The sequence below is a fragment of the Aeromicrobium sp. Leaf291 genome, from assembly GCF_001423365.1.
In the GTDB taxonomy this organism is placed as follows: domain Bacteria; phylum Actinomycetota; class Actinomycetes; order Propionibacteriales; family Nocardioidaceae; genus Aeromicrobium.
This window is the reverse complement of sequence record NZ_LMNM01000002.1, coordinates 158,521-184,724: the sequence shown is the minus strand read 5'-3', so window position 1 is coordinate 184,724 and position 26,204 is coordinate 158,521. Positions and strand designations below refer to the sequence as shown.

Below are 26,204 nucleotides of genomic sequence, written 5' to 3'. Positions count from 1 at the left end.
CCGGGTCAGCGCAGCACGACGTCGCCCACCAGCCAGGCACCGTCCTGGCGGACCATGGTCATGACCACCCGGCTCCGCTCGGTGCGCTGGGTGCCGTCGCTGCCGCGGGTGATGGTCTGGTCGACGAACAGCAGCACCTCGACCTCGTCGGCGGAGACGGCCCTGCCGACCGCCTCGACGACGTCGCCGACCGCACGGGCCTCGACCCGGCGCGCCACCTGGGCGACGGGCTCGTTCGCCTCGGCGTACTCCCGCGCGAACTGCGGGGTCGCGCCGGTGCGCGCCCACGCCGTGTCGGCGTCGAAGGTCTCGCCGGTGTAGCTCGTGAGCTGGACGGCGCGGTCGCGCGCCACGGCCGTGGCCTCCGCCGCGGCGTCCGCACGCTGCTGTGCCGAGCGACCGGACAGGACGAGCCACGCCGCACCGACGACCGAGGCAAGCAGCGCCACCGCCAGCGCGAGGGCCACGACACGCACCCGCCGGTCCCCGCCCGACGACAGGCGTTCCACGGCACTGCCGCGCGAGGTCGTCACCGTCGGTCCTGCGGCAGGGGCGCGTTGGACGACCCGCGCTGCTGGCCGCCGAACGTCGTCGGGCACGAGCGGTCCGGATCGATCGGCCGGCGCTCCGCGTGCTTGGGGCTCGGGTCGGCGACGCCGTAGGAGCACACCCCACCGGGCGAGACCAGCATGTTGGTCTGGAGTCGCCCGCCCTTCACGGCCTCGGCGAACCGGTCGAACCCGCTGGGGAACACCCGGAGCAGCTCGCGCAGGTGCTGGTCGCGCGGGATCGTCATGTCGGCGAAGACGATCATCTCGTCGAGCACCCGCGGCAGCTTGAGCGCGACGAGCGACGTGAGCTCCCTCAGGTCCTGGACCCGCGCCGGGAGGGTCTCGATGCTGGTGCGGAGGGTCGGGTCGTAGTCGGCGAGCCAGGCGGTGAACGACTCGGCGGACCGCGCGAACTCGCGGAACTCGTCCTCCACGTCCACCCCGGTCCGCAGCACCGTGCGTCCGTTGACCAGGAGCCGCTCGGTCTCCGGCCACGTGCGGTCGAGGGTCTCGACGATCCGCGAGCCGGAGTCGAGGACACGGCGCAGGTCGTCGGGGTCCTCGAAGGCCACGCGCAGCTCCCGCAGCGTGGTCCGCAGGGCGGCGGTGTCGACGTCGGACATGAGGTCGTCGACCGAGCGCAGGGTCTGTGCGACCGTCGTCGGCGTGGTGGTCGCCGACGCCGCGATGCGGTCGCCGTCGTCCAGCCACGGTGCGCGGTGCTGCTCCGGCTGCAGGTCGAGGAACTGCTCACCGGCCGGGGAGAGCGAGCGCACGACCGCCCTGGCCGTGGCCGGGACCTGGGCACCGGGGTCGAGCGACAGGGTCGCGACGGCTCCGGACCCCTGGGCGCGGACGGTGTCGACCTTCCCGATGCGTACCCCGCGATAGGTGACGCCCGACCCTTCGAACAGACCGCCGGTCGTGGCGAGGTCGACCTCCACGCGATCCTGGCGCTGACCGACCGTCCCGCCCAGGACGGAGGTGTAGAGGTGCATCGAGACCAGGACCAGCACGGCGAGCAGCGCGAACGCGCTCGTGCGGTACCTCATGGGCATCGGACGGCTCATCGCGCGGCTCCCAGCAGTCCGTCGAGACCCAGTCCGGTGAGACCGCCGCCGCTCGAGGCGTCGGCGCCCGATCCCGAGGAGGCGCCGCTCGGGGGCACGATGCGGCCGAGGCCCGGGAGCGACCCGACCAACGACTCGATCCCGTCGACCAGCCCGTCCGCGGACAGCCCGTCCGTCCCGGGGGACTCGATCCGCGGCAGGTCGAGGTCGCCCACCCCTGGCAACGACGGCAGCCCGACGCTCACGGAGGTCTGGAAGTACAGGTACGTGTTGAGGTACTCCGCCGGCACCGCCTCGTCGATGAGCCTCGAGAAGCCCACGAGGGTCCGCAGGCCCGGCTCGAACTCGTCCGCCGTCGTGTTGAGCGACTCGAACACCGGCCCCGCCTGGGCGAGCACCGTGGTGAGGTCGTCGCGCGAGCGGCCGACCACGTCCACGACGTCGGCGCCGAGCCGGTCGATCCCGCTGAGCAGGTCCACGAGCTCGTCGGTGTTCTCCCGGACGACCTCGGCGGCCGGGCGAAGGTCGGTCAGGGCCGCGTCGACCACGTCCTCGCGCTCGTCGAGGACCCGCGAGACCTCGGCCAGGGCGGTGAGGGCGGCATCGAGCTCGTCGTCGGAGGCGTTGAGGGCCGACGCCGTCCCCGCCATCCTGCGCAGCGCGGTGCGCACGGCCGGTTCGCGGCCCCCGAGTGCCGCGGTGGCCTCCTCGACGATGGTCTGGACCTGGCCGAGCCCACCACCGTTGATGAGCATCGAGGCGGCCGACATGGTGTCCTCGATGGTGGGCGCGCTCGACGCGTCGCCCGCGGCCAGCACGGAGCCCGGCGCCAGGAACGGACCGTCCGCGCCCTCCTCGCCGACGTCGACGAAGAGCTCACCGAGCGGCGTCGTGGCGCGCAGCCGCACCGTGGTGCCCTGACGGAGCCGACGGTCCGCGAGCACGTCCATCGTGACGCGGGCCCGGAAGTCACGGACCGAGATCTCCCGCACGCGCCCGACCAGCACACCGCCGCTCTTGACCGGCGCGCCGACCGCGAGGTTGAGCGCGTCGTCGAACTCCGCCGACAACGGGTAGGAGTCGCCGCCCAGTCGGCTCCCGGGGAGCGGCAGGTCCGAGGCCGTGGTGCTGCACCCGGCCAGGGCCACGGCCAGCAGCACGCCCACCACGGCACGGCCCAGGCGGCGCGTCGAGGAGGTCATCCCTCGCTCACCCCCGCCAGCGTCAGCAGGACGGTCCACAGCGGGAGGTCGAGCAGGCCCAGTCGCTCGCACGCGTCCTGCGGCGCGCGCTCGCAGAGGTCGGCGACCACCGTCCTGCCGGGCACGAGGTCGAGCGGACGGGTGCGGAAGCTGAGCCGGTCGTTCTCGTCGATCGCCCGGACCAGGTTCTGCAGCATGAGCGGGCCGGTGTCGAGGAGCTGCTGGTACTCGGCCTGGTGGTCGGCGAGGTCCTGGGCGAGCGCCACGAAGTCGTCCATCTGCGAGCTGATCCGCCCGCGCTGGTCGCGCACCACGATGCCGACCTCGCGCACCATGGCCGTGACGGCGTCGAACGTCGCCTCGATCGACTCGTGCTGCTCATCGAGCATCGTGGTGGCCTCGGCGACCTGGTCCACGAACTGCCGGACCACCTGGTCGTCGTTCGCCACCGCCGTCGTCAGCTGGTCGAGCCCGGTGATCGTGCCCTCGACGTCGCCCAGCTGGGCGTCGATGGTGCCCAGCACGTCGGCCATCCCGGCCAGCCCGTCGCGGATCGCGCCACCGTTCCCGTCGAGGTTGGCCGCCGACGACGTCAGCAGGCCGTTGAGCGCGTCCCCACCGTCCGCGCCCAGGGCCGACGACGTGGACTCCAGCGTCGAGAGCAGCTCGTCGAACTCGACCGGTGTCCGCGTCCGTTCCAGGGGGATCACGTCGCCGTCGCCCAGCGTCGCTCCGTCGCGGTAGACCGGTGTGAGCTCGACGTAGCGATCCGTGGCGACCGACCGCGACACCACCACCGCGGCGGCGTCGGCCGGGACGTCGATCCCGTCGTCCAGACGCAGGGTGACGTCGACGTGCCCGCCGCGGGGGCGCACCTCGACGACCTCACCGACCCGCACCCCCAGCACGCCGACGTCGTTGCCCTCGAAGAGTCCTGCGGCGTCGCGCAGCTGCACGGTCACGGTCCGGCCACCGGAGCCGACGCAGCTCGAGAGCAGCGGGGCCACGAGCGCCACCACGAGCACGGGCAGGAGGGCCCGCCACCACCGTCGGGTCCTCATGAGCACTCGTCCGGGCTCGCGAGGCACGCGAGGTTGTCGTTGATGGCGACCGGCACGTGCAGGTCGAGCCAGGGTCCGTTGCCCGAGGCGTTGGCGACGTACTTCGTCATCGTGGCCAACGACGACAGGGCCTTCGTCACGTCGTCGCGGGCGTCCTCGAGACCGTCGAGAGCGGTGGTGAGGTCGCGCAGCATCGGGTCGAGGTCCTTCTCGGTGTCGTCGAGCAGACCGCGCACCTGCACGGCCATGCGCAGCGCGTCGGACAGCATCTGGTCGATCACCTCACGACGGGAGGTCAGCTCGCCGAGCACGAGCGTCGACTGCTCCAGCAGGTCGAGCACGGCGTCGGCGTTGCGGTTGAGCGTGCCCGTCACGTCGTTGCTGGCCGCCAGGAGACGGGACAGCTGGTCGCTGCGCCGCGACGCGACGCGCGCGAGGTCGGCCACGCCCTCGACCGCGGCCCTCGTCTCGTCGGGGGTGCGACCGAGCACGTCGGCCATGACGTTCATGGAGCGGGCCAGACCCTCGGCGTCGAGCGTCTGCAGCGCGTCGGTCGAGGCGTCGACGACGTCCTGCAGGTTGTAGGGCACCGAGGTCCGCGCGAGCGGGATCCTGGCGTCGGCGAGGTCACCGGTGCCGCGCGGTGCCACCTCGAGGAAGTGGCTCCCGAGCAGCGTCGCGACCTTGACGGCGACCCCCGTGGACCGACCGAGCCGCACGTCGCGGTCGGCGGTGAAGGTCACGACCACGCGATCCTTCGCCAGTCGGATCCCGGTCACCTCCCCCACGCCGACGCCGGCGACCTGGACCTCCTCGCCGACCCGCAGGCCGGCCGTGTGCTCGAGCTCGGCGGTGTACGTGCGCTGGCCGAACGGGATGACGCTGAGCGCCAGGACGAGCAGGCCGAGGACCCCCAGTCCGACGACCCCGACCATGCCGACGCGGCGTGCGTGCGTCCGTCGATCGCTCATCGGCAGACCTCCGAGTAGGGGCCGTCGGTGGAGCCGAGGTTGATCAGCTCACCACCGACCTCCACCCCGAGGTTGCAGATGTACATGTTGAGCCAGGTGCCGTAGGACATCGGTCGGGCGAACGCGCCGGTGGCGGTCGGCACGGCGGCCAGCATGGTCTGCAGCTCGCCCATGTTGTCGGCGAACAGCGCCGCGGTGGTGCGCAGCGCCGTCGTCACCCGGGCGACGTCGGGGCGGGTGTCCTCGACGAGGTCGGCCGTGACCCGGGAGAGCTCGGAGATGCCGTCGATGGACTCACCGATCGTGGTGCGCTGCTCGGCCAGGCCGGTCATCAGCGCCCGCAGCTCCCCGACCGTGGCGGTGAGGTCGTCCTCGCGGTCGACGAGGTTCTCGAGCACCGGGGTGAGGTGGGTGAGGACGTCGGTGACGACCGCGTCCTTGTCGGCAAGGTTGCGCGTGAGCGTCGCCGTCTCGTCGAGCAGGCTCTCCACCGTGCCGCCCTCCCCCTGGAGCACCTTGACCACCGACTCCGCGAGCTGGTTCACGTCCTCGGGCCGGAGCGTCTCGAAGAGCGGCTCGAAGCCGTTGAGCAGCGCGGTGAGGTCGAAGCCGGCGCTCGTGCGCGACGTCGGGACGACGCTGCCCGGCTCCAGGGCCGTGCCCCGCTCACGGCCGGGCAGCAGCGCCAGGTACCGCTGGCCGAGCAGGTTCTGGTAGCGGATCACCATGCCCGTGGTGTCGGTCAGACGCTGCCCCTCCCCCACGGACACCCGCACGCGGGCGGTGTCACCACCGACGAGCTCGATGCCGTCGACGCGACCGACCCGGACACCGGCGGCGCGCACGTCGTCGCCGACGCGCAGCCCGCTGACCGAGGTGAAGTCCGCCACGTAGGTCCGGGTGGTCCCCTCCGTGCTGTTGAGCATCGTGTTCGCGAGCACCACGAGGACGAGCACGCACACGGTGGCGAAGGTGACGAGCTTGACGACGGTGGCCCTCATCGGTCGTCGCCCTCCAGGTAGGGGCGTCCGAGGAGCTCGGCGACACCACCCTGGGGGGCGGCCTCCAGCTCGTCGAGCATGTCGCGGAGCTCGGCGACCAGGGCGTCGTCGGCGGGCGTCGTGGCGTTCGTGCCGCTGCCGGTCGAGCCCGGCGAGCCCCCGCACCGCGGGCCGCGGGCCGTCCCGTAGGTGGGGCAGTCCGACGCGGTGTACGGCGCGTCGTCGCCGGTCTTGATGAAGACGTTCGTCGACATGTAGGAGCCCTGCGAGAACGTCTCGGCCTGCTTGGCGGCGAAGTCGACGAACGAGGTGAAGCTGTCGGGCAGACCGGCGCGCTCGTCGTACATGGCGTCGACCACGACCGCGGCACCGTCGAGCGCCTCGACGAACGGGTCCCCGACGGCGTCGAGCGCCCGACGCCCCTCGCCCACGAGGGCGTTGCTCCCGGCGAGGAGCGTGGTGAGCTGCGCCCGCTTCTGCACGATCGTGCGGCTCGTCACGAGCGCGTTGCGCGTGGCGTCGAGCAGCTGCGGCGACGTCTCGGCCAGCGTCGTCATGTTCTGCGCGAACAGCGCGAGGTCCTCGCGCAGCAGCGGCAGCCGGGGCTCCAGGCGGCCGAGGTAGCCGGAGACCGTCTCGATCGTGCCGCCGAGCTGCTCGCCGCGGCCGTCGAGCGCCGTCGCGAGCGCACCCAGGGTGGCCGACAGCTCGGCCGGCTCCACGGCGGTGAGGATGCGGTACGAGCTGTCGAGCGTGTCCTGCAGCTCGAGCGTCTCGGCGTCCCGGGCCTGCTCGATGGCGGCACCGGCTCGCAGGGCGCCGCGCTCGCTCCGGGGTCGGACCAGGTCGACGTAGGTCGTGCCGAACACCGTGGCGGGCAGCACGCGCGCCGTCACCTGCGCCGGGACCTCACGTGCGTGCCGCTCGTCGATGCGCAGGTCGATCCGCACCGAGGGGTCGGCACCGTCGGCCGTCGTGCCCGGCTCCTGGGTGATCGAGGTGACGCGTCCGACGATCACGCCGTCGAGCTTGACGTCCGAGCCCGGGACGAGCGACCCGCCGGCGTCGTCGACGAGGGCGTGCGCCGTCGTGTCGTCCGCCAGGGCACCTCGCGACACCGCGGCCAGGGCCGCGCCCACGAGCACCAGGAGCACCACGAGCACGAGGCCGCGGCGCACGAGGACCGCGCGGCCGGGGTCGTCGGGATCGATCGTCGTCAGGTCCATCGCCGCATCACCCCGCGATCCGGACGCCGGGGTCGCCGCCCCAGAAGAGCAGGGTGAGCACCATGTCGAGCAGGACCACGACGACGATGCTGGCCCGGATCGCCCGGCCCGTCGCCTCGCCGACACCCTGCGCCCCACCGCTCGCGGTGAACCCGAACCAGCAGTGGATGAGCGTCACGGCAGCGGCGAACACCAGGATCTTCACGACCGACAGCAGCACGTCGCGCAGGGCGACGAACGAGGTGAAGTAGTGCTCGAACGTGCCCGGCGGTTGTCCGAAGATGAACGTGACGGAGAGCTGGGTCGCCAGGTACGAGCCCGCCAGCCCGATCAGGTAGAGCGGAAGGATCGCCGCCATCGCCGCGACGAGCCGGGTGGTGACCAGGAAGTGCAGGGGCGGGACCGACATGACCGCGAGGGCGTCGATCTCCTCGTGCACCCGCATCGATCCGAGCTGTGCGGTGAAGCGACAGCCGACCTGGGCGGCCAGGGCGAGCGCCGCGATGAGCGGGGCGAGCTCGCGCGTGTTCACGACCGCGGACACGAAGCCGGTCAGAGGTGCCAGGCCGATGGTCTCCAGCCCGTTGAAGCCCTCGATGCCCAGGGAGGTCCCGGCCGACAGGGACAGCAGCACCATGACGCCGACCGTCCCGCCCCCCACCAGCAGCGCACCGGTCCCCCAGCTGATGTCGGAGAGGATCCTGAACGTCTCGAGCCGGTAGGTGCGCAGCGTCGCGGGGATCGCCCCCACCACCTTCGCGGCGAAGGTCAGCTGGGCCCCCATCAGCTCCAGCGCGTTCCCCGGCGCCGCCATGGCGCGCCGGCCAGCGCGTTCCAGGCCGCTCATGCCATCCTCTGCGGCACGAGCATGACGTAGCCCTGGGTGATCACGACGTTGACGACGGCCAGGGCGATGACGCTGATCACCACGCTGGCGTTGACGGCGTCGGCGACGCCCTTGGGGCCGCCCTGCGCCGACAGACCCTTGTGGCACGCCACGATCGTGGCGATGAAGCCGAAGATCGCGGCCTTGGCCTCGGCGAGCAGCAGGTCGGAGGGCTGGGCGAAGCTCGTGAAGGACCCGATGTAGGTGCCCGAGCTGACGTCGCCGGACCCGACGTTGAGCGCGTAGCCGGTGGTCATGGCGGTGGCGGCCACCACCACGTTGAGGAGCAGGCCGACCGTGACCGCTGCGACCATGCGCGGTGCCACGATGCGCTGCGTCGGGTTGAGTCCCATGACCCGCATGGCGTCGATCTCCTCGCGCACGGTCTGCGAGCCGATCTGGGCACAGATGGCCGAGCCGACGGCTCCGGCCATGAGGAGCGAGGTGACGAGCGGCGCGCCCTGGCGGAGCACGCCGATGCCGTTGACCGCCCCGGAGAACGAGACCGCACCGATCTGCGACGCGACCGCACCGACCTGCACCGCCACGATCACGCCGAACGGGATCGCGACGAGGATCGTCGGCAGCAGGGCCACGCGCGTCATGAACCAGGCCTGCTCGACGTACTCGCGCCAGGCGAACCGGCCGCGCAGGATGTCGACGACGGCGAAGCGCAGGGACCCGAGGCCGAGGAGGATCATCTCGCCGAAGGTCTCGAGGCCGGCGTTGCCGGAGGCACGCAGGCCGGTGGCGGTGCGCGCCAGGCGTCCGGAGGCCGCGCCTGGGGGCACCGACGTGTCCGCGCTCATCCGACCTCCCTCACCGCCGCAGATGATACCTGTACGAAGGTACTAGTTCAGGGCCTCTCGGGGAAGAGAACGAGCCAGGAAGGCGTGGGTCACGTCGCACGGCCCGGCGCAGCGGACCGTTCGGACGGTCGCGGACGGCCCCCACGGCAGCGCACGGGACCCGCGGCGACGGCGGGAGCGCCGTCGGCGGGGCGAGCCTCAGGGGCGACGGGCGGTGAGGAAGCGGGGCCGGTCCGCGAGGTCCACGTGGTCACGCACGTCGGACCAACGTCCGGCGAACACACCGGGGGCGGACTCGCCCTGCGCGTCGGCGTGCTCGGCCCCGACCGAGCCACCCGGGCGCAGCAGCCGCCACGCGGCCTGCTCGAGCGCACGCATGGCGTCGAGACCGTCGTCGCCCGACCACAGCGCGAGCGACGGGTCGTGGTCGCGCGCCTCGGGGGCGACGCTCTCCCAGGCCTCGAGCGGGATGTACGGCGGGTTGCAGACGACCACGTCGACGGTGCCGTCGAGGTCCGCGAACGCCTCGAAGGCGTCCCCGAGTCGAAGGTCGATGCCGGTGTCGCCCAGGTTGCGCTCGGCCCAGCCGTAGGCGGCCTCGTCGAGCTCGACGGCGTGCACCCGGGCCCGCGGCACCTCGTGCACGATCGACAACGCGATGGCGCCCGAGCCGGTGCAGAGGTCCACGACCACCGGCGGCTCCTCGCGTGCGGCGACGACGGCGGCCGCCTGCTCGACGGCCCACCCCGCGAGCAGCTCGGTCTCGGGACGGGGGACGAAGACCCCCGGGCCGACCTCGAGGTCGACGTAGCGGAACCCGGCCGAGCCGGTGAGGTGCTGCAGCGGGACCCGCCGGGCCCGCGCCTGGACCATGTCGCGGTACACCTGCGCCTGGGGACCCTGCGGCCGTGCGGTCAGGAGCAGGCCGCGTGGCGTCCCGGTCACGTGGGCGAGCAGGATCTCGGCATCGACCCGCGGCGACGCGACGCCTCCGGCCGTCAGCGTGTCCGTGGCCTCGTCCAGGAGCCGCTCGGCCTGGCTGCGCACCCGGCTCACGCTCTCGTCCCGTCGACCGACTCGAGTCGTTCGGCGAGGTCGGAGTCCACGAGGGAGCCGATCACGTCGTCGAGCGCGCCGTCCATCACGGCATCGAGGTTGTAGGCCTTGTACCCGGTGCGATGGTCGGAGATCCGGTTCTCGGGGAAGGTGTAGGTGCGCACCCGCTCCGAGCGGTCCATGGTGCGGATCTGGGACCTGCGGGCGTCCGAGGCCTCGGCGTCCGCTGCGGCCTGGGCCGCCTCGAGCAGCCGCGCCCGGAGGATCCGCAGGGCCTGCTCCTTGTTCTGCAGCTGGCTCTTCTCGTTCTGGCAGCTCACCACGAGGCCCGACGGCAGGTGGGTGATGCGCACCGCCGAGTCGGTCGTGTTCACGCTCTGACCACCCGGGCCGGAGGACCGGAAGACGTCGATGCGCAGGTCGGCGTCGTGGATCTCGACGTCGACGTCCTCGGCCTCGGGCAGCACCAGGACGCCGGCCGCCGACGTGTGGATCCGTCCCTGCGACTCGGTGACGGGGACGCGCTGCACGCGGTGCACCCCGCCCTCGAACTTGAGCAGCGCGTACGGTGCCTGACCGGGCTCCGGCGTGCCCTTCGCCGCGACCGAGGCGGTGACCGACTTGTAGCCACCGAGAGCGGACTCCGTGGCGTCGATGATCTCGACCCGCCAGCCCTTGCGCTCGGCGAACCTGGTGTACATGCGCAGCAGGTCGGCGGCGAAGAGTGCCGACTCCTCGCCACCCTCCCCGCCCTTGACCTCCAGGATCACGTCCTTGCCGTCGGCGGGATCCCGCGGGACGAGCAGGCGCTGGAGCCGCTCGGCGAGGGCTGCACGCGTCGCCTCGAGCTCGGCCGCCTCGTCGTCGAGCTCGAGCTCACGCGCGGCCTGCAGGTCCTCGACCGCCTGCTGCCACTCGCGGTAGGTGCCCACCACGGCGCCGAGCTCGGCATACCGCCGGCCGACGCGCTTGGCACGGCCGGCATCGGCGTGCAGGGCGGGATCGGCCATCTGCCGCTCGAGCTCGGCGTGCTCGGCGACCAGGCCCTCGACAGCCTCGAACATGGCGATCCTCTCGTGCCCTCGGCGTCTCGACGACGCGTCCGGTCCCTGGGCCGGCGGCCCTGGGACGACGACGCCGACCCGTCCCTCGAGGGATCGGGTCGGCGTGTCGGAGGAGCTACTTCTTGCCGTAGCGCTTCTCGAACCGGGCCACGCGGCCGCCGGTGTCGAGGATCTTCTGCTTGCCCGTGTAGAACGGGTGGCAGGCCGAGCACACGTCGGCACGGAGGGATCCCTCGGTGGCGGTGCTGCGGGTGGTGAACGAGTTGCCGCAGGTGCAGGTGACCTGGGTCTCGACGTACGTGGGGTGGATGTCGCGCTTCATGATGTCCTCTCGTCGGTACTGGGTCGGACCGCGGCGCGGACCGTGAACCAGGACCAAGGCTGAATTCTGCCAGGGGCACCCTGGTCAACCCAAATCGTGCCCCGTCTGTTCCCCACCCCGATGCCCGTGACCGGCGCGCCGCGCCCGCCGGTGCGTGGGGTGGAGGACCCGCTCAGGAGGCGAGCAGGGCCTCGATGTCGGAGGCGATCTTCTCGGGCTTGGTGGTCGAGCCGTACCGCTTGACCACGTTGCCCTCGGTGTCGATGAGGAACTTGGTGAAGTTCCACTTGATCTTGTTCCCGGCGAACCCGCTCTTCTCGCTGCGCAGCCACTGGTAGAGCGGGTGCGCGTCGTCGCCGTTGACCTCGACCTGCGAGAACATCGGGAAGCTGACCCCGTAGTTCCGCTCGCAGAAGGCGGCGGTGTCGTCGTCGGAGTCGGGGTTCTGCCCGCCGAACTGGTCGCACGGGAAGCCCAGCACCACGAGGCCGCGGTCGGCGTAGCTCGCGTAGAGCTCCTCCAGGCCGGCCAGCTGTGGTGTGAAGCCGCACTGGGTCGCCGTGTTCACGACGAGCAGCACCTTGCCCCGGTAGTCGGCGAGCTCGCGCGGGGTTCCGTCGATCGCGTTCGCGGTGAAGTCGTATGCAGTGGTCACGCGCTCATCCTAGGTTCACGGCCCGAGCGCCGCAGGAGTCCTCGATCCTGCACACACCTCCTGATCCCGCGAAAGCCCGACGAGGCGGCGCACCCCGCCCTACGATGTCGGCACGGCGGTGGATGGGGAGCCATCCAGCAGGGACGCCGGGACGAGGGAGTCGTCATGAAGTCGTTCGCCTGTGGGGACGTCGTCCCCGGGTGCACCGCCCGGTGGGAGGAGCCGTCCGACGAGGCCGTCCTCGCGCGCGTGGCCGACCACGCTGCGGCGGTCCACGGCCTGGTGGAGGTCCCGGCCGAGCTGGTCGCGGCGGTCCGGGCCTCGATCCGCACCACACCCGCACCCGTCTGATGTCCGTCGCACCCTGGGTCGTCTCGACGCCCCAGCGGATCGATGCCGACGTCGCCTTCAGTCCGATCCTCGACCTCGCGCGCGGCGTGGTGGCCGGCTACCAGACGGTGGCCTCCCCGGTGGGCGCACGCCGGTCGCAGGACGTCGTCGACGACCCGTGCTCGATCATGACCGCCGCTCTCGCGGCCGCGGCGACGTTGCCCCCCGACACGTTCCTGACCGTCCCCCTGGGGCTGGGCGACGGGGGCCCCGGCGACCTCGACGACCCGGCGCTCATGTCGGTCCTGACGTCACGCGGCGACCTGTCCGGCGTGGTGCTGGACCTGCGCGCCGTCCCCGAGGACGTGGGCGCCGCACCGACAGCCCGCCTCGAGGGTCTGCGCGAGGCGGGCGCCAGCGTGGCGCTCGGGGGCGAGCAGGCGGCCCAGCCCACGCTGCGCAGCGTCATCCGCTTGCGTCCCTCGATCGTCCGGCTCGGCCGCGCCTGGGTCGAGGGGATCGAGCACAGCGCGGAGAAGCGGGACGCCATCGAGGTGACGGGCACCATGGCCGCCCAGCTGGACGCCTGGCTGCTCGCCGAGGGGGTCAGCACGGCCGCGGAGCTCCGCACCCTCTCCGAGCTCGGCGTCCCGCTGGCTCAGGGACCGCTCGTCGGCCCGGCCCGACGGGTGTGGCAGAGCGCCGCGCCCCAGGCTCATCGAGCCCTGCCCCGGGACCGGGCACCGGCCGGGGACGGCGTCCTTCGCGACCTGGTCCGCCGTGCCTACACGACCGACGACGTCGGCTCGGCCCGATCGGTGCTGGCGGAGACGGTCGGCTTCGAGGTCGTCGTCGCCGTCGACGAGCACCGGCGTCCGCACGCGGTCCTAATCAAGGACGACCACGGGCGGTGGCAGTCCAGCGACGTGCTGGCCGTGCACGTGGACACCCCGCTCGGCGACGCTGTCGCCCGGGCGATGGCACGCCCGCGCAGCACCCGGTTCGGGCCGCTGGCGTGCACCGACTCCGCGGGCGGGTTCCTCGGCGTCCTCCACCTGGAGGACCTCATGACCCACCTGGCCGGCCGGGCCTGAGCGGGCTCGCGGACGCATCCGCGAGCCCGCCCGACCGACGACCGGTGCTCAGGCCAGCGGCGTGCGCGAGAGCTGGAGCAGCAGCTCCCCGTTGCTCCCGGTCGCACCGAGCCGCTCGGCCACGGCGTCGAGGGCCTCGCGCGGCTCGCGACCGGCCAGGGCGCGACGCAGCCCGGCGACGATCTCGAGCTCCTGCGGGTCGAGGAGCAGCTCCTCGTGGTGGGTCCGCGAGGCGATGACGTCGACGGCCGGGAAGACCGTCCCGCGGTCGTCGACGACGAGCCGCAGCGTGCTGTTGGCCGCACCGTCGAGCTCCTCGAGCACCGTCTCGTCCACGGCCGAGCCGGTCCCGACGAGGGCGGTGGCGACGATGGTGAGCGATCCACCGTCCTCGGCGTTGCGGGCGGCCCCGAAGAGCGCCTTGACCGGGTGCAGGGCCGACGCGTCGACGCCCGCGGTCACCCGTCCGGAAGCCGGCGTCGCCTGGTGGTAGGCGCGACCGAGCCGCGTGATGGAGTCCAGCAGCACCACGACGTCGTGACCGAGCTCGACCAGACGCTTGGCCCGCTCGACGGCGAGCTCGGCGACGATCGTGTGGTCGGTGGCCGGCCGGTCGAAGGTGGAGGCGATGACCTCGCCCTTCACCGCACGCTGCAGCTGCGTGACCTCCTCGGGCCGCTCGTCGACGAGCACCACCATGAGGTGGCACTCGGGGTTGTTCGTCGTGACGGCCTCGGCGGCCGCGCGCACGAGGGTGGTGCGGCCGGCCCGCGGCGGCGCGACGACGAGGCTGCGCTGACCCTTGCCGATCGGCGCGAAGAGGTCGACCAGCCGCGTCGTGACCAGCGTCGGGTCGGTCTCCAGGCGCAGACGTTCGTCGGGGTGCACCGGGGTCAGACCGGCGAACTCGACCCTGCCACGAGCGTCCTCCAGGGGCATCCCGTTGACCGTGTCGACCCGCACCATGGGGTTGAACTTCTCCTTGCGCTCCCCCTCACGGGGCTGGCGCACCTGACCGGTGACGGCGTCGCCCTTGCGAAGACCCCACTTGCGCACCATCGACAGCGACACGTACACGTCGTTCTCGCTGGGCAGGTAGCCCGTGGTGCGCACGAAGGCGTAGTTGTCGAGGATGTCGAGGATCCCGGCCGCGGGGACCAGCACGTCGTCGTCGGCGTAGGTGGGCTCGCCGTCGGCGCCTCGGCCGCCACGGTTGCGGCCGCGTCGGTTGCGGCGGCGACCACCGTTCTCGTCGTCGACGTCGTTCTGTCCCCGGTCGTTCTGGTTCTTGTCGTTCTGGCCCCGGTCGTTCTGGCCCTTGTCGCTCTGGTTCTTGTCGTTCTGGTTCTTGTCGTTCTGGTTCTTGTCGTTCTGGTTCTTCGCGCCCTGGTTCTTCGGTCCGCCGGAGCGCTGGGCATCGTCCTGGCCCTGCCCGCGGCCGCCCTGCTTGGGGCCGTCCTGGTTCTTCTGGCCGTCGTTCTTCTGCCCGTCCTGGTTCTTCGGGGCGTCCTGCTTCTTCGGGGCGCCCTGGGCCCGCTGGCCGTCACGCTTCCTGCCGTCCTGGTCCTGGGGAGCGCCCTGTTCGTGGGGGGCACCGCCCTGAGGGGCGTCGTCCTGGCCACGGCGGTCCTGCTCCTCGGTCGGCGTCTGCTCCGTCGCGGGCTCACGGCGCGCACCGGCCCGGGTCCGCGGTCCGCGCTCGTCCTTCGCCTCGACTGCGGGAGCCTCGACCGGTGCGGCCTGGACCGCGCTGGTGGCCGTCTCGCCACGGGCCTGCTTGATGGCGTCGATCAGCTCGCCCTTGCGCAGCTTGGCGGCGTCGGCGATGCCGAGACCGGACGCGATCTCGCGCAGCTCGGCGAGCACCTTGCCGCCGAGCGCGCCGCCCGCACGGCGGGCGGGCTTGGTGGTCGGTTCAGCCGCGGCACCGGAGGTGTCGGGCGCAGCCTGGTCGTTCGGGGAGTCGGTCACGTGAGAGCTTCCTGGGTGGGAGGGGCGCCGGGCACTCTCCCGGCGAAGACCGGGGCACCACGGCCACCCGCCGACGGCGGGTGATCGAACAACGGTGTCGGGGAGCGGACTCCACACCGACGATCGTCACTCTAGCAGCGCTGCCGGTCCCCGGCGTCCTGCCCCGATCACGCGCTCCCGTGCGGGTCAGGGGGCGTCGACGACGTGCGCACCTCGGTCCGCGACCTCGACCTCGAGCACGCGCCAGCCGTCGGGGCAGGCCTGGGCGACACCACGCGCGAAGGCGAGCACGGTGGGCCCGGCACCCGAGATGACCGCCGGCACACCGTCGACGCGCAGGCTCCGCACGAGCTGGTAGGAGTCGGGCATCGCGGACGCCCGGTACTGCTGGTGCAGGAGGTCCTCGGTGGCCGCCGCGAGCCGCTCCGGGGCCTGGGTGAGCGCCGCCACCAGCAGGGCCGCACGCCCCGCGTTCGCGGCGGCGTCGGCGTGGGGCACGGCGTCGGGCAGCAGGCCGCGAGCCGCCTCGGTGGACACCGGGCTGTCGGGCACGAAGAGGGTGACGGGGACCGCGACGTCGAGGCGGAGCGCCTCGGCGGCGAACCCCTCCGTCCAGGCGATCGTCAGGCCGCCCAGCAGCGCGGCCGCCACGTTGTCGGGGTGACCCTCGAGGTCGTGGGCGAGCTGCAGCGTGGCCCGGTCGTCGAGCACCTCGACCCCCTCGACGAGGGCCTTCGCCAACACGATGCCGCCCACGATCGCGGCGGACGACGAGCCCATCCCGCGTCCGTGGGGGACCACGTTCCGGCAGGTGAGTCGAAGGCCGGGACGCCTCAGCCCCATGAGGTCGAGCGCGGCGTCGAACGACCGGACGACCAGGTGTCCCGCGTCGCGGCTCACCTCGTCGGCACCCTCACCCTCGACCACGATCTCGAGGGCGTCGCCGGGCAGCACCTCGGCGGTCAGCTCGTCGTGCACGTCGAGGGCCAGGCCCAGGGCGTCGAAGCCCGGCCCCAGGTTGGCGCTGCTCGCCGGGGTGCGCACGGTCACCGGGCGGTCGACGAAGGGTGAGGTCATCGCGCCCTCAGGCCAGGCCGGCAGCGGCGGCGGCGTCGTGCACGTCGGCGTCGATCACGGAGTCGACCACCGAGCCGACGCCGGACAGCGCCGTCTCGACGTCCTTCAGGCCGTGGCCCGTCACCGTGACCGTGATGGTGAGACCCGGCTCGACCTCGCCCGCCTCGGCGGCGGCGAGGAGACCGGCGACGCCCGCGGCCGACGCCGGCTCGACGAACACGCCGTCCTGCGAGCCGAGCCTGCGCTGCGCGTCGAGGATCTGCTCGTCGCTCACGGCGTCGATGCGACCCCCGGAGGAGTCCCGAGCCGCCTCCGCGAGGTGCCACGACGCGGGGTTGCCGATCCGGATGGCCGTGGCGACGGTCTCGGGGCGGGGCACCACCGCACCGCGCACGATCGGTGCGGCGCCCTCAGCCTGGAAGCCCCACATGCGGGGGCGCCGCGTGGCGAGGCCGGCGTCGGCGTACTCGGTGAAGCCCATCCAGTAGGCGGAGATGTTGCCGGCGTTGCCGACGGGGAGCACGTGCAGGTCGGGGGCGTCGCCGAGCACGTCGACGATCTCGAACGACGCCGTCTTCTGCCCCTGCAGACGCACCGGGTTGACCGAGTTCACGAGGGCGACCGGGTACTCCTCGGCGAGCCCGCGCGAGAGCTGGAGGCACTCGTCGAAGCCCCCACGGACCTGGATGACCTCGGCGCCGTGCATCACCGCCTGCGCCATCTTGCCGGTGGCGATCTTGCCGTGCGGGACGAGCACGATCGGGGTCAGGCCCGCCCGTGCGGCGTAGGCCGTCATGGAGGCCGACGTGTTGCCGGTCGAGGCGCACACCACGGCCTTGGCGCCCTCACCGACCGCGACCGAGATCGCGGCGGTCATGCCACGGTCCTTGAAGGACCCCGTGGGGTTGTCCCCCTCGACCTTGAGCCAGACGTCGCCCTTGACGAGCGCCGACAGCCAGGTGGAGTGCACGAGCGGTGTCCCGCCCTCACCCAGCGTGATCACAGGGGTGTGCTCGTCGACCGGGAGCCACTCTCGGTACTCCTCGACGACTCCGCGCCACGGCTGTGCCATCAGTGTGTTCCCTTCACTGGTCGAGACCCTCCACGCGCATGACCGAGGTGACGTCGCGCACCATGTCGAGCGCGCGCACGGCCTCGACCGTGGCGGCCAGGGCGGCGTCGTCGGCCTCGTGGGTCACGATGACGAGCTGTGCGTCGGACCCGTGGCCCTCCTGGCGGACCGTCTTGATGGAGACGTCGAAGCCGGCGAACGCGTCGGCGACGGACGCGAGCACGCCCGCGCGGTCGTCCACGTCGATCGACACGTGGTAGCGGGTGCGCGCCCGGCCGACGTCGAGCACCTCGAGGTCGGCGTGGGAGGTCTCGCCCGGGCCGTGCACGCCCTGGCGGCGGTTGCGCGCCACCGAGACGACGTCGCCCAGGACCGCGCTCGCGGTGGGCGCTCCCCCGGCCCCCGGGCCGTAGAACATCAGACGTCCGGCCGACTCGCTCTCCACGAACACGGCGTTGTACGCGCCGCGCACGCTGGCGAGCGGGTGGCTCTTCGCGATCATCGCGGGGTGGACACGCGCCGAGACGGCCGGGCCGTCGGGGGTCTGGATCTTCTCGCAGATGGCCAGGAGCTTGACCACGCAGCCCATCTCGTCGGCGGAGCGGACGTCGCCGGCGGTCACGTCGGTGATGCCCTCGCGGTGCACGTCGCCGATGGTGACGCGGGTGTGGAAGGCCAGCGAGGCGATGATCGCGGCCTTCGCCGCGGCGTCGAAGCCCTCGATGTCGGCGGTCGGGTCGGCCTCGGCGTAGCCGAGCCGCTGAGCCTCGTCGAGCGCCTCGGAGAAGCCGGCCCCGGTGGTGGTCATGGCGTCGAGGATGAAGTTGGTCGTGCCGTTCACGATCCCGAGCACCCGCTCCACGGCGTCACCGGCCAGGGACTCCTGCAGGGGGCGGACGATCGGGATGGCGCCGGCGACGGCGGCCTCGAAGGCGATGTCGCGCTCGGCCTTCTCGGCGGACTCGAACAGGTGGGCCCCGTCCTCGGCCAGCAGGGCCTTGTTGGCCGTGACCACGGAGGCTCCGTGCTCGAGTGCGGCGAGGATGAGCTCGCGGGCCGGCTCGATGCCCCCGATCACCTCGATCACGACGTCGAGGTCGCCCCGGGACACGAGCGCGAGGGCGTCGGTCGTGAAGAGGTCGGTCGGGAGGTCGAGGTCGCGGTCGCGCCCGAGCCGCCGGACGGCGATGCCGACGAGCTCGATCGGCGCACCGATCCGCCGGGCCAGCTCGTCACCGTCGCGGGTCAGCAGGCGTGCGACCTCGGAGCCGACGACGCCGCAGCCCAGCAGGGCGACCTTGAGGGGTCGGACGGCGGCGGGTGCGGTAGTCACGCGGACAGCCTATCGGCGCCGCACCGCGCCCCGGGCCGCAGTGGGTCGCCGTGAGACCCGACCCCGCACGGACGGCCCCCGTCAGGAGGTGAAGCCGCGACGCAGGACCACGAGGGCGGCGACCGCACAGCCCACCGGGACCACGAAGGCCGCGAGCACGGCGGCGCCCACGCCGTGGACCACGACGGACGCGAACACCGCCGACCCCAGCGCCAGCGCGGTGGACTCCGCGACGGAGTCGCTGGTCTGCAGCGACGCGCTGCTCGATGCCTGCTCCCCCGGCGCCGACCGCGCCAGGACCTCGGTGACGAACGACGTCATCGCCGCACCCATGCCGAACCCGCCCACGGCCCAGGCCGCGACCACGAGCACGACCGGGACCTGCGGCAGCAGCACGAGGGGCACCGCCAGGATGCCCAGGCAGATGGCGCCGGCGCCGAGAGCGGCCCGACGCTGCGTGGTCGCCAGGAAGGGACCGAGGCGCTCAGGACGCGAGACGGCCCACGCGCCGGCGAACCAGGTGAAGGCGGCCACGGACAGCACGGCGCCTGCCAGGCCCACCGGCACGTCGTGCAGGTCCACGAGGGCGAGCGGCACGTAGACCTCGGCGGCGAAGTAGGCCGAGGCGAGCAGGGACCTGGCACCCATGAGCGACGGCAGGCCCCGTCCGCCGGTCCAGGTCCGTGGCGGGACGAGCTGCCGGACCGCCCCCGCGAGCAGCACCGCCGAGCCCACGAGCAGGCAGGGCCACCACGTGACCGCGCGCTGGCCGGCGACGGAGAGCAGGAGCACCGCACCGCCGGCCGTCGCGGCGGCCGCCACCGGGACACGTCGTGCGGCCGGACCGGCCCGGTCGGGGGTCTCGACGGCTCCACCGAGGTCCCGGACGGGCCGCCAGGCGACGGCGAGGCTCACGACCGCGAGGGCCGGGGCCATCAGGAAGACGGCACGCCAGCCGAGCAGGTGGGCGAGCCCTCCCGCGACGGCTGGTCCGACCACGGCCGGCAGCGTCCATGCGCTCGTCATGACGGCGAGCGCCCGGGGCCGCAGGTCGACCGGGTAGGCCCGCGCGACCACGACGTACAGACCGACGCCGATCGCCCCCATTCCCAGGCCCTGGACGGCGCGTCCGACGAGGAACCAGGTCATGGTCGACGCCGTCCCGCACGCGAGGAGCCCGAGGGCGAAGACCGCCACGCCCCCGGCGAGGGCCGGGCCGGGGCCGGAGCGGTCGATCCACGGCACCGCGACGGTGCGCGACAGGATGCTCACGGCGATCGGCGCGGCGAAGGCGACCGCGTACGCGCCGAGCCCGTCCAGGTCCCGTGCCACCTCGGGCATCACCGTGATGACCGCCAGCGACTCGAAGGCCACCAGGAACGCCAGGGCGAAGAGCCCGACCGTCGTCCGGCCCAAGGGCCCCGTCCACAGCGCGACGGGCTTCCCCGTCGGCGCTCTCCCCACCCCTGCTCCGATCGCCATGCCCTGATGCAACAACCTCGAGTATGGTTGAGGTCAAGCCGAGCGAGGAGACCCTGTGCGCCCGACCGACCAGCTCACGCCCCAGGAGGTGTCGCAGCGCTCCGGCGTGGCCGTGTCGGCGCTGCACTTCTACGAGTCACGTGGACTCATCAGCGCCACGCGGACGAGCGGCAACCAACGGCGCTACCGGCGCGAGGTCCTGCGCCGCCTCGCCTTCGTCCAGTTCTCCCAGCGGCTGGGCATCCCCCTCGCGGAGGTGGGTGCGGCGCTCGAGACCCTCCCGGCCGACCGCACGCCCACCAAGCGGGACTGGGCGCGCCTCACCGCCCGGTGGCGCGAGGACCTCGACCGACGGATCGAGCGCCTCCAGCGCCTGCGCGACGACCTCGACGGCTGCATCGGCTGCGGCTGCCTGTCCCTGCGCAGCTGCGCCGTCTACAACCACGACGACGAGCTCGCCGGCCTGGGGTCCGGACCGCACCGCGGTCTCGTGTGACCGACGCGGGCCCCGCCCCCGATCCAGTCCCCCACTTCCCCCCATCGGTGGATGCTCAACCGCAGGTCGACGTCTGCGGTCGATGATCCACCGATGCGGGCCCTGATGGTGCGGATCCACCGATGGCTCCGCACGATCGGGCCCGACGCCGTCCCGCGGTCGCCTACTCTGTGCGCGTGTCCTCTCGATCCGGCCGCCTGAAGCGTCGACTTCGTGGGCTCGGGGCGATTCCCCTGGTGGGTCTCGTGACCATCGTGGTGGTCGCCGTGATCCTGGTCTGGGCGGTGCTCGACGTGCGGTCACTCCTGGCCGACCGCCCGGCCACCGTTGCCGCTCCGGCGCAGGACACGACGGGGACCCGGGAGGCCACCACCGCGGTCCAGGTCGCCGTCCGGGTGACGTTCTCGTCGGACGGACCGTTCACCGCCACGGTCGTGGACGCCGCGAAGAAGGAGCGGACGTTCACCTCCGCCGGCGAGGACGTCGTGTTCACCCGCGTCTACGAGGGAACGGGACCGTACGTGTTCGCGAGCGCCCAGACCTCGGCCGACGCCACGATCCGCTGCCGCATCGACGTCGACGGCCGCAAGGCGTCGTCGAACGAGGAGTCCGGGCTCTACGCCCAGACCATCTGCGCCGACTGACGGCTCGCCGCGACCCGATGACAGACTGACGCGGTGACCCCGGCCGAACGGTCCTCCTTCCGAGAGGGCCTGAGACTCGGCGTGCCGTTCGGACTCGCCTCGTTCCTGCTGTCGATGTCGTTCGGCGTGGTGGCCCGAGAGGCCGGCTTCAGCCTGGCTGCGGCCGTCGTGATGTCGCTGGTGGTGTTCGCCGGGTCCGCCCAGTTCGCGGCCGTCGCCGTGATCGCGACCGGTGGCGGGGCCGGCGCGGCGGTCGCCGCAGGCACGCTCATGAACTCGCGGTTCCTGCCCATGGGGGTGGCGCTCGCACCGTCACTGCCTGGTCGCGCCTGGTGGCGCGGGCTGCAGGGCCAGGCCGTCGTCGACTCGTCGTGGGCGGTCGCCGCCCGCGGGGACGGGACGTTCGACCGCTGGCGGCTGTTCGGGACGACGGCACCCCAGCTGGTGGCCTGGCAGCTCGGCACGGTGGTCGGCGCGTTCGGCGGCGACCTCATCGGCGACCTCGAGCGGTTCGGGCTCGACGCGATCTACCCCGCGTTCTTCCTCAGCATCCTGCTGCCGGAGCTGCGTGACCGGAACCGGCTCGGCGTGGCCGTCGTCGGCGGGCTGCTTGCCCTCGCCCTCGTGCCCTTCGCCCCGCCCGGGGTGCCCGTGCTGGCGGCCGGGCTCGCGGCCCTGTGGGGGCTGCGCCATCGGGATCAGGGCCGTCGGGATCAGGGCCGTCGGGATCAGGGCCCTCGGGATCAAGGCCCTCGGGATCAAGGCCCTCGGGAGCAGGGCCCCCCTGGCCCGGACCTGCAGGACCCGGCATGAGCACGGTGTGGTGGACGATCCTCGGTCTCGCCCTGGCCACGGCCGCGGTGAAGGGCGTCGGACCCGTGCTGCTGGGCGGGAGGGACCTGCCGGAGCGGTTCACGGGGGTCATCGTGCTCATGGCACCCGCCCTGCTCACCGCCCTGGTGGTCACCAGCGTGCTCGCCGACGGCGACCGGTGGCACGCCGGCGCCGACACCGTCGGGGTCGCGACGGCCGGCGTGGCGGCCTGGCGCGGCGCGTCGGTGATCACGACCATCGGCATCGCCGTGGTCCTCACCGCCCTGCTCAGGCTCGCGGGGCTGCCGTAGCCGCTCAGCCGACGTCGAGCGTGAAGAGGTCGTCCTCGGTCTCGCGGCGCAGCACGAGGCGAGCCTCGCCGTCGCGGACGGCGACGACGGCCGCCCGCGGCACGTGGTTGTAGTTGCTGGCCAGCGATCGGCAGTAGGCGCCGGTCCCGGGCACCGCCAGCAGGTCGCCCGCAGCGACGTCGGCCGGGAGGTACTCGTCCTTGACCACGATGTCGCCGCTCTCGCAGTGCTTGCCGACGACGCGGCTCAGCACCGGGTGCGACGTGGACCGACGCGACGCGAGGGTGCAGGAGTAGTCGGCGCTGTACAGCGCGGGACGGATGTTGTCGCTCATCCCGCCGTCGACGGCCACGTAGCGACGCGAGGCGCCGCCGTCGAGACCGACCTCCTTGGTGGTGCCGACCTCGTAGAGCGTGAACGTGGACGGGCCGGCGATGGCCCGGCCGGGCTCGATCGAGATGCGCGGGACCTCCAGACCCATCGCCGCGCACTCGTCGTCGACGATCTTGAGCAGGCCGCCGGCGAGGTCCTCGGGCGAGCGCGGGTCGTCCTGGGTGGTGTAGGCGATGCCGAACCCCCCGCCGAGGTCGAGCTCGGGCGGCGTGACGCCGAGCTCGGTGGCGATCTGGGCGTGCAGCCGCAGCACGCGCCGCGTGGCCACCTCGAAGCCGTCGGTGACGAAGATCTGCGACCCGATGTGCGAGTGCAGGCCGAGCAGCCGCAGGCCCCCACCCTCAGGACGCTGCGCCGAGAGCACACGACGGACCGCGGCGAGCGCGGCACCGTCGGCGATCGAGAAGCCGAACTTCTGGTCCTCGTGCGACGTGGAGATGTACTCGTGGGTGTGGGCCTCCACGCCGGCGGTGACGCGGACCATGACGGCGGCCTCGCGCCCGGTCTCGGCGGTCAGCGCCTCGAGACGGTCGATCTCCTCGAGCGAGTCGACGATGATCCGCCCGACCCCCACCTCGAGCGCACGGCGCAGCTCGGCGACCGACTTGTTGTTGCCGTGCAGGCCGATGCGGGCCGGAGGGAAGCCGGCGCGCAGCGCGACCGCGAGCTCACCCCCGGTGCAGACGTCGAGGTTGAGGCCCTCCTCGTTCACCCATCGGGCGGTCGCGACGCAGAGGAACGCCTTGCCGGCGTAGTAGACGTCGGCGTCGGGGAACGCGTCGCGGAACGCCCGGGCCCGGGCCCGGAAGTCGTCCTCGTCGATGACGTAGAGCGGGGTCCCGAACTCCTCGGCGAGGTCGGTGACGGGCTCCCCCGCGACGGTGACCACGCCGTCGACCTTCGACACGTTCTGGGCCCACAGGTGCGGGACCAGCGCGTCGGCGTCGTCGGGCTTGCGCAGCCAGGCGGGTCCGCGGTCGCCGGCCTGTCCGTGCAGGGCGCCTGCCTCGTGGGACCTCATCACATGCGCTCCGGGGCCGAGACGCCCAGCAGCGCCAGACCGTTGGCGACCACCTGGCGCGTGGCGTCGACGAGGACGAGGCGCGCGCGGTGGACGTCGCTCACGTCCTCGTCGCCCTGGGGCAGCACCCGACAGACGGCGTAGAAGGCGTGGAACGCCGCCGCGGTCCGCTCGAGGTAGCGAGCCACCCGGTGCGGCTCCCGCAGCTCGGCGGCGCGTGCCGCGACCTCCGGGAAGCTGGCGAGCGCCCGCAGGAGGTCACCCTCCTTCTCGTGCTCGAGCAGTCCCGGGTCGAACAGGTCGAGCCCGTGCTCGATGCCGAGGTCGGTGGCGTTGCGCAGGATGCTCGACAGGCGGGCGTGCGCGTACTGGACGTAGTAGACGGGGTTGTCGTTCGTGGTGCTCGCCCACAGGTCCAGGTCGAGGTCGATCTGGGAGTCGGTGGAGTACCGCGCCAGCGCGTACCGGGCGGCGTCGACACCGATGGCCTCGACCAGGTCCTCGAGCGAGATCACCGTGCCGGCCCGCTTGCTCATCCGCAGCGGCTGGCCGTCGCGCAGCAGGTTGACCATCTGCCCGATGAGCAGCTCGAGGTTGACGCCCGGCTCGTCACCGAAGGCCGCGCACATGGCCAGCATCCGGGAGACGTACCCGTGGTGGTCGGCGCCGAGCATGATCAGGCACCGGTCGAAACCGCGCTCGCGCTTGTCGAGGTAGTAGGCGAGGTCGCCGGAGATGTACGCGGCCTGCCCGTCGGACTTGACGACCACACGGTCCTTGTCGTCGCCGTAGTCGGACGTGCGCAGCCAGCGGGCGCCGTCGCGCTCGTACATCTTGCCCAGCTCGTCGAGGCGAGCGATGGCGCGATCCACGGCACCGGACTCGTGCAGGTCGTTCTCGTGGAAGTAGACGTCGAAGTCGACGCCGAAGTCGTGCAGCGACGCCTTGATCTCCGCGAACATCTGGTCGACGCCCTCGGCGCGGAACAGCTCGACGGCCTCGGCGTCGGGGAGCGAGGCGGCGTCGGGGTGCTTGGCGACGACGTCGGCGGCGATGTCGTGGATGTACTGGCCGCCGTAGCCGTCCTCCGGTGCGTCCTGTCCGCGGGCGGACGCCAGGAGGGACCGGGCGAACCGGTCGATCTGTGCCCCGTGGTCGTTGAAGTAGTACTCGCGGGTGACGTCGGCGCCGGCGAAGGAGAGGAGTCGGCCGAGCGAGTCGCCCACGGCGGCCCAGCGCACGCCGCCGATGTGGATCGGCCCGGTGGGGTTGGCGCTGACGAACTCGAGGTTCACCTTCTGGCCGGCGTAGAGGTCGCTGCGGCCATAGGAGGCTCCGCCCTGCAGCACCTTCTCGGCGACCTGTCCCTGGGCGGAGGCGGCGACCCGCAGGTTGAGGAACCCGGGCCCGGCGACCTCGGCCGCGCTGACGCCGTCGTGCTCGGCAAGGACGGCGGCCAGGTCGGTGGCCAGGTCGCGCGGGTTCAGCCCGGCCTTCTTGCCCAGCTGCAGCGCGATGTTGGTGGCGTAGTCGCCGTGCTCCTTGACCTTCGGACGCTCGACGCGCACCTGCGTCGGCACGCCGTCGGGCAGGCTCAGACGACCCTCGTCGGCGAGCCGGGAGAGGGCGGACACGATCACGTCGCTGAGCTGCTCGGGAGTCACCCGGCCAGCCTATCGAGCAGCGACGCCCCGCCGCGCCGCGGGAACGACCCGTAGGTGCTGCCCGGTCAGCCCTGCGCGCGCTGGCGGATGACGTCGCGGACCGTGGCCACGAGGAAGTCGGGGTCGAAGGGCTTCGTCACGTAGGCGTCGACGCCGGCCTTGACACCCCGCTGGACGTCGGCCGGGTGGTTCTGGGTGGTCACCATCACCACGCCGAGGTGCCGCAGCCGGGGGTCCGACCGGATGGCGTGCACCGTGCTGACACCGTCCTGCCGCGGCATCATCACGTCGACCGTGATCACGTCGGGGAGGCTCCCTCGGTCGGCCGACTCGCGCAGCTTCTCCAGGCAGTCCAGACCGTCGACCGCCTCCTCGACGTCGAACCCGGCGAGCTCCAGGTTCGTCCGGATGAGGAACCGGATCGACTGCGTGTCGTCGGCAACCAGGACGGTGGGCACGGGTCCCACGGTATCGGCCGTGCGGTAGGCTCACACCGCACTCGGCCAGATCGGGTTCCGCCCTCGCGCGGCACCCATCAGGCCCCCGTAGCTCAGGGGATAGAGCGCCGCCCTCCGGAGGCGGAAGCGGAGGTTCGAATCCTCCCGGGGGCACTCGTGCGTCGTGGCCGC

Annotated in this window: 27 protein-coding genes and 1 tRNA gene; 7 read left to right on the top strand and 21 right to left on the bottom strand. The window is 72.8% G+C overall.

Annotated features, from left to right (window positions below):
- Window positions 1-5: 5 nt before the first annotated feature.
- The 13 genes from ASF35_RS10675 to ASF35_RS10615 form a co-directional block, all read right to left on the bottom strand.
- Window positions 6-533: a hypothetical protein gene (locus ASF35_RS10675; RefSeq protein ID WP_055966969.1), complete on the bottom strand. Its 528-nt coding sequence runs from the start codon at window positions 531-533 to the stop codon at window positions 6-8.
- Window positions 530-1,621 (bottom strand): MCE family protein, encoded by a 1,092-nt coding sequence (locus ASF35_RS10670; protein ID WP_082480768.1) that lies wholly within the window; start codon window positions 1,619-1,621, stop codon window positions 530-532. The genes ASF35_RS10675 and ASF35_RS10670 overlap by 4 nt, the downstream gene beginning before the upstream one ends.
- Window positions 1,618-2,823 carry an MCE family protein gene (locus ASF35_RS10665; RefSeq protein WP_055966961.1) on the bottom strand — a complete coding sequence of 402 codons (1,206 nt, stop codon included), beginning with the start codon at window positions 2,821-2,823 and terminating at the stop codon, window positions 1,618-1,620. The genes ASF35_RS10670 and ASF35_RS10665 overlap by 4 nt, the downstream gene beginning before the upstream one ends.
- On the bottom strand, window positions 2,820-3,884 hold the full coding sequence (locus tag ASF35_RS10660) for an MCE family protein (protein ID WP_055966958.1): 1,065 nt from the start codon (window positions 3,882-3,884) through the stop codon (window positions 2,820-2,822). Before ASF35_RS10660 ends, ASF35_RS10665 begins: the two co-directional genes overlap by 4 nt.
- Window positions 3,881-4,855, bottom strand: a complete 975-nt coding sequence (locus ASF35_RS10655) for an MCE family protein (protein WP_055966954.1) — start codon at window positions 4,853-4,855, stop codon at window positions 3,881-3,883. The genes ASF35_RS10660 and ASF35_RS10655 overlap by 4 nt, the downstream gene beginning before the upstream one ends.
- The gene (locus ASF35_RS10650; protein ID WP_055966951.1) at window positions 4,852-5,856 is read right to left on the bottom strand and encodes an MCE family protein; all 1,005 of its coding nucleotides are present in this window, start codon (window positions 5,854-5,856) and stop codon (window positions 4,852-4,854) included. The genes ASF35_RS10655 and ASF35_RS10650 overlap by 4 nt, the downstream gene beginning before the upstream one ends.
- On the bottom strand, window positions 5,853-7,082 hold the full coding sequence (locus tag ASF35_RS10645) for an MCE family protein (RefSeq protein WP_055966947.1): 1,230 nt from the start codon (window positions 7,080-7,082) through the stop codon (window positions 5,853-5,855). Before ASF35_RS10645 ends, ASF35_RS10650 begins: the two co-directional genes overlap by 4 nt.
- A gap of 7 nt (window positions 7,083-7,089) precedes the next feature.
- Window positions 7,090-7,929 carry an ABC transporter permease gene (locus ASF35_RS10640; RefSeq protein ID WP_055966944.1) on the bottom strand — a complete coding sequence of 280 codons (840 nt, stop codon included), beginning with the start codon at window positions 7,927-7,929 and terminating at the stop codon, window positions 7,090-7,092.
- Window positions 7,926-8,777, bottom strand: coding sequence for an ABC transporter permease (locus ASF35_RS10635; RefSeq protein WP_082481872.1), 852 nt, complete (start codon window positions 8,775-8,777; stop codon window positions 7,926-7,928). The genes ASF35_RS10640 and ASF35_RS10635 overlap by 4 nt, the downstream gene beginning before the upstream one ends.
- A gap of 198 nt (window positions 8,778-8,975) precedes the next feature.
- Complete coding sequence (gene prmC / locus ASF35_RS10630) at window positions 8,976-9,833, bottom strand: peptide chain release factor N(5)-glutamine methyltransferase (RefSeq protein WP_369797012.1); 858 nt, start codon at window positions 9,831-9,833, stop codon at window positions 8,976-8,978.
- On the bottom strand, window positions 9,830-10,897 hold the full coding sequence (gene prfA, locus ASF35_RS10625) for a peptide chain release factor 1 (protein WP_055966941.1): 1,068 nt from the start codon (window positions 10,895-10,897) through the stop codon (window positions 9,830-9,832). Before prfA ends, prmC begins: the two co-directional genes overlap by 4 nt.
- Window positions 10,898-11,012: 115 nt before the next feature.
- Window positions 11,013-11,219, bottom strand: coding sequence for a 50S ribosomal protein L31 (rpmE, locus tag ASF35_RS10620; RefSeq protein ID WP_055966938.1), 207 nt, complete (start codon window positions 11,217-11,219; stop codon window positions 11,013-11,015).
- Between the two features lie 172 nt (window positions 11,220-11,391).
- Window positions 11,392-11,874: a glutathione peroxidase gene (locus ASF35_RS10615; protein WP_055966935.1), complete on the bottom strand. Its 483-nt coding sequence runs from the start codon at window positions 11,872-11,874 to the stop codon at window positions 11,392-11,394.
- 165 nt (window positions 11,875-12,039) lie between these two features.
- Between ASF35_RS10615 and ASF35_RS10610 the strand changes: the two genes are divergently transcribed.
- Both ASF35_RS10610 and ASF35_RS10605 read left to right on the top strand, forming a co-directional pair.
- Window positions 12,040-12,225 (top strand): DUF1059 domain-containing protein, encoded by a 186-nt coding sequence (locus tag ASF35_RS10610; protein ID WP_055966930.1) that lies wholly within the window; start codon window positions 12,040-12,042, stop codon window positions 12,223-12,225.
- A complete protein-coding gene (locus ASF35_RS10605) occupies window positions 12,225-13,298 on the top strand; it encodes an EAL domain-containing protein (RefSeq protein ID WP_055966927.1) in 1,074 nt (357 codons plus the stop codon). The genes ASF35_RS10610 and ASF35_RS10605 overlap by 1 nt, the downstream gene beginning before the upstream one ends.
- A 48-nt stretch (window positions 13,299-13,346) precedes the next feature.
- Here ASF35_RS10605 and rho read toward each other — a convergent pair whose 3' ends face one another.
- From rho to ASF35_RS10580, 5 genes are all read right to left on the bottom strand, one after another.
- Window positions 13,347-15,269 carry a transcription termination factor Rho gene (gene rho / locus ASF35_RS10600; protein WP_055966924.1) on the bottom strand — a complete coding sequence of 641 codons (1,923 nt, stop codon included), beginning with the start codon at window positions 15,267-15,269 and terminating at the stop codon, window positions 13,347-13,349.
- Between the two features lie 186 nt (window positions 15,270-15,455).
- Entirely contained in the window at window positions 15,456-16,346 is an 891-nt protein-coding gene (gene thrB, locus ASF35_RS10595) for a homoserine kinase (protein ID WP_055966921.1), read from the bottom strand.
- A gap of 7 nt (window positions 16,347-16,353) precedes the next feature.
- A complete protein-coding gene (gene thrC / locus ASF35_RS10590; protein WP_055966919.1) occupies window positions 16,354-17,418 on the bottom strand; it encodes a threonine synthase in 1,065 nt (354 codons plus the stop codon).
- A gap of 13 nt (window positions 17,419-17,431) precedes the next feature.
- Complete coding sequence (locus tag ASF35_RS10585) at window positions 17,432-18,751, bottom strand: homoserine dehydrogenase (protein ID WP_055966917.1); 1,320 nt, start codon at window positions 18,749-18,751, stop codon at window positions 17,432-17,434.
- 81 nt (window positions 18,752-18,832) lie between these two features.
- Entirely contained in the window at window positions 18,833-20,233 is a 1,401-nt protein-coding gene (locus tag ASF35_RS10580) for an MFS transporter (protein ID WP_082495476.1), read from the bottom strand.
- Between the two features lie 55 nt (window positions 20,234-20,288).
- Here ASF35_RS10580 and soxR point away from each other — a divergent pair, with 55 nt between their 5' ends.
- The 4 genes from soxR (at window position 20,289) to ASF35_RS10560 (ending at window position 22,497) form a co-directional block, all read left to right on the top strand.
- On the top strand, window positions 20,289-20,729 hold the full coding sequence (soxR, locus tag ASF35_RS10575) for a redox-sensitive transcriptional activator SoxR (protein ID WP_055966911.1): 441 nt from the start codon (window positions 20,289-20,291) through the stop codon (window positions 20,727-20,729).
- A gap of 176 nt (window positions 20,730-20,905) precedes the next feature.
- A complete protein-coding gene (locus ASF35_RS10570; RefSeq protein ID WP_156368015.1) occupies window positions 20,906-21,373 on the top strand; it encodes a hypothetical protein in 468 nt (155 codons plus the stop codon).
- A gap of 33 nt (window positions 21,374-21,406) precedes the next feature.
- Complete coding sequence (locus tag ASF35_RS10565; protein WP_235497731.1) at window positions 21,407-22,186, top strand: AzlC family ABC transporter permease; 780 nt, start codon at window positions 21,407-21,409, stop codon at window positions 22,184-22,186.
- Entirely contained in the window at window positions 22,183-22,497 is a 315-nt protein-coding gene (locus ASF35_RS10560; protein ID WP_055966904.1) for an AzlD domain-containing protein, read from the top strand. The genes ASF35_RS10565 and ASF35_RS10560 overlap by 4 nt, the downstream gene beginning before the upstream one ends.
- Before the next feature lie 4 nt (window positions 22,498-22,501).
- Here the strand turns inward: ASF35_RS10560 and lysA are convergent, their stop codons facing one another.
- From lysA to ASF35_RS10545, 3 genes are all read right to left on the bottom strand, one after another.
- On the bottom strand, window positions 22,502-23,914 hold the full coding sequence (lysA, locus tag ASF35_RS10555) for a diaminopimelate decarboxylase (protein WP_369797011.1): 1,413 nt from the start codon (window positions 23,912-23,914) through the stop codon (window positions 22,502-22,504).
- Window positions 23,911-25,575, bottom strand: coding sequence for an arginine--tRNA ligase (gene argS, locus ASF35_RS10550; protein ID WP_055966897.1), 1,665 nt, complete (start codon window positions 25,573-25,575; stop codon window positions 23,911-23,913). The genes lysA and argS overlap by 4 nt, the downstream gene beginning before the upstream one ends.
- A gap of 65 nt (window positions 25,576-25,640) precedes the next feature.
- Window positions 25,641-26,033, bottom strand: coding sequence for a response regulator transcription factor (locus tag ASF35_RS10545; RefSeq protein WP_156366927.1), 393 nt, complete (start codon window positions 26,031-26,033; stop codon window positions 25,641-25,643).
- Window positions 26,034-26,114: 81 nt separating this feature from the next.
- On the opposite strand from ASF35_RS10545, the gene ASF35_RS10540 reads away from it, so the two are divergent.
- Window positions 26,115-26,186, top strand: a tRNA-Arg gene (locus ASF35_RS10540).
- Window positions 26,187-26,204 lie beyond the last annotated feature (18 nt).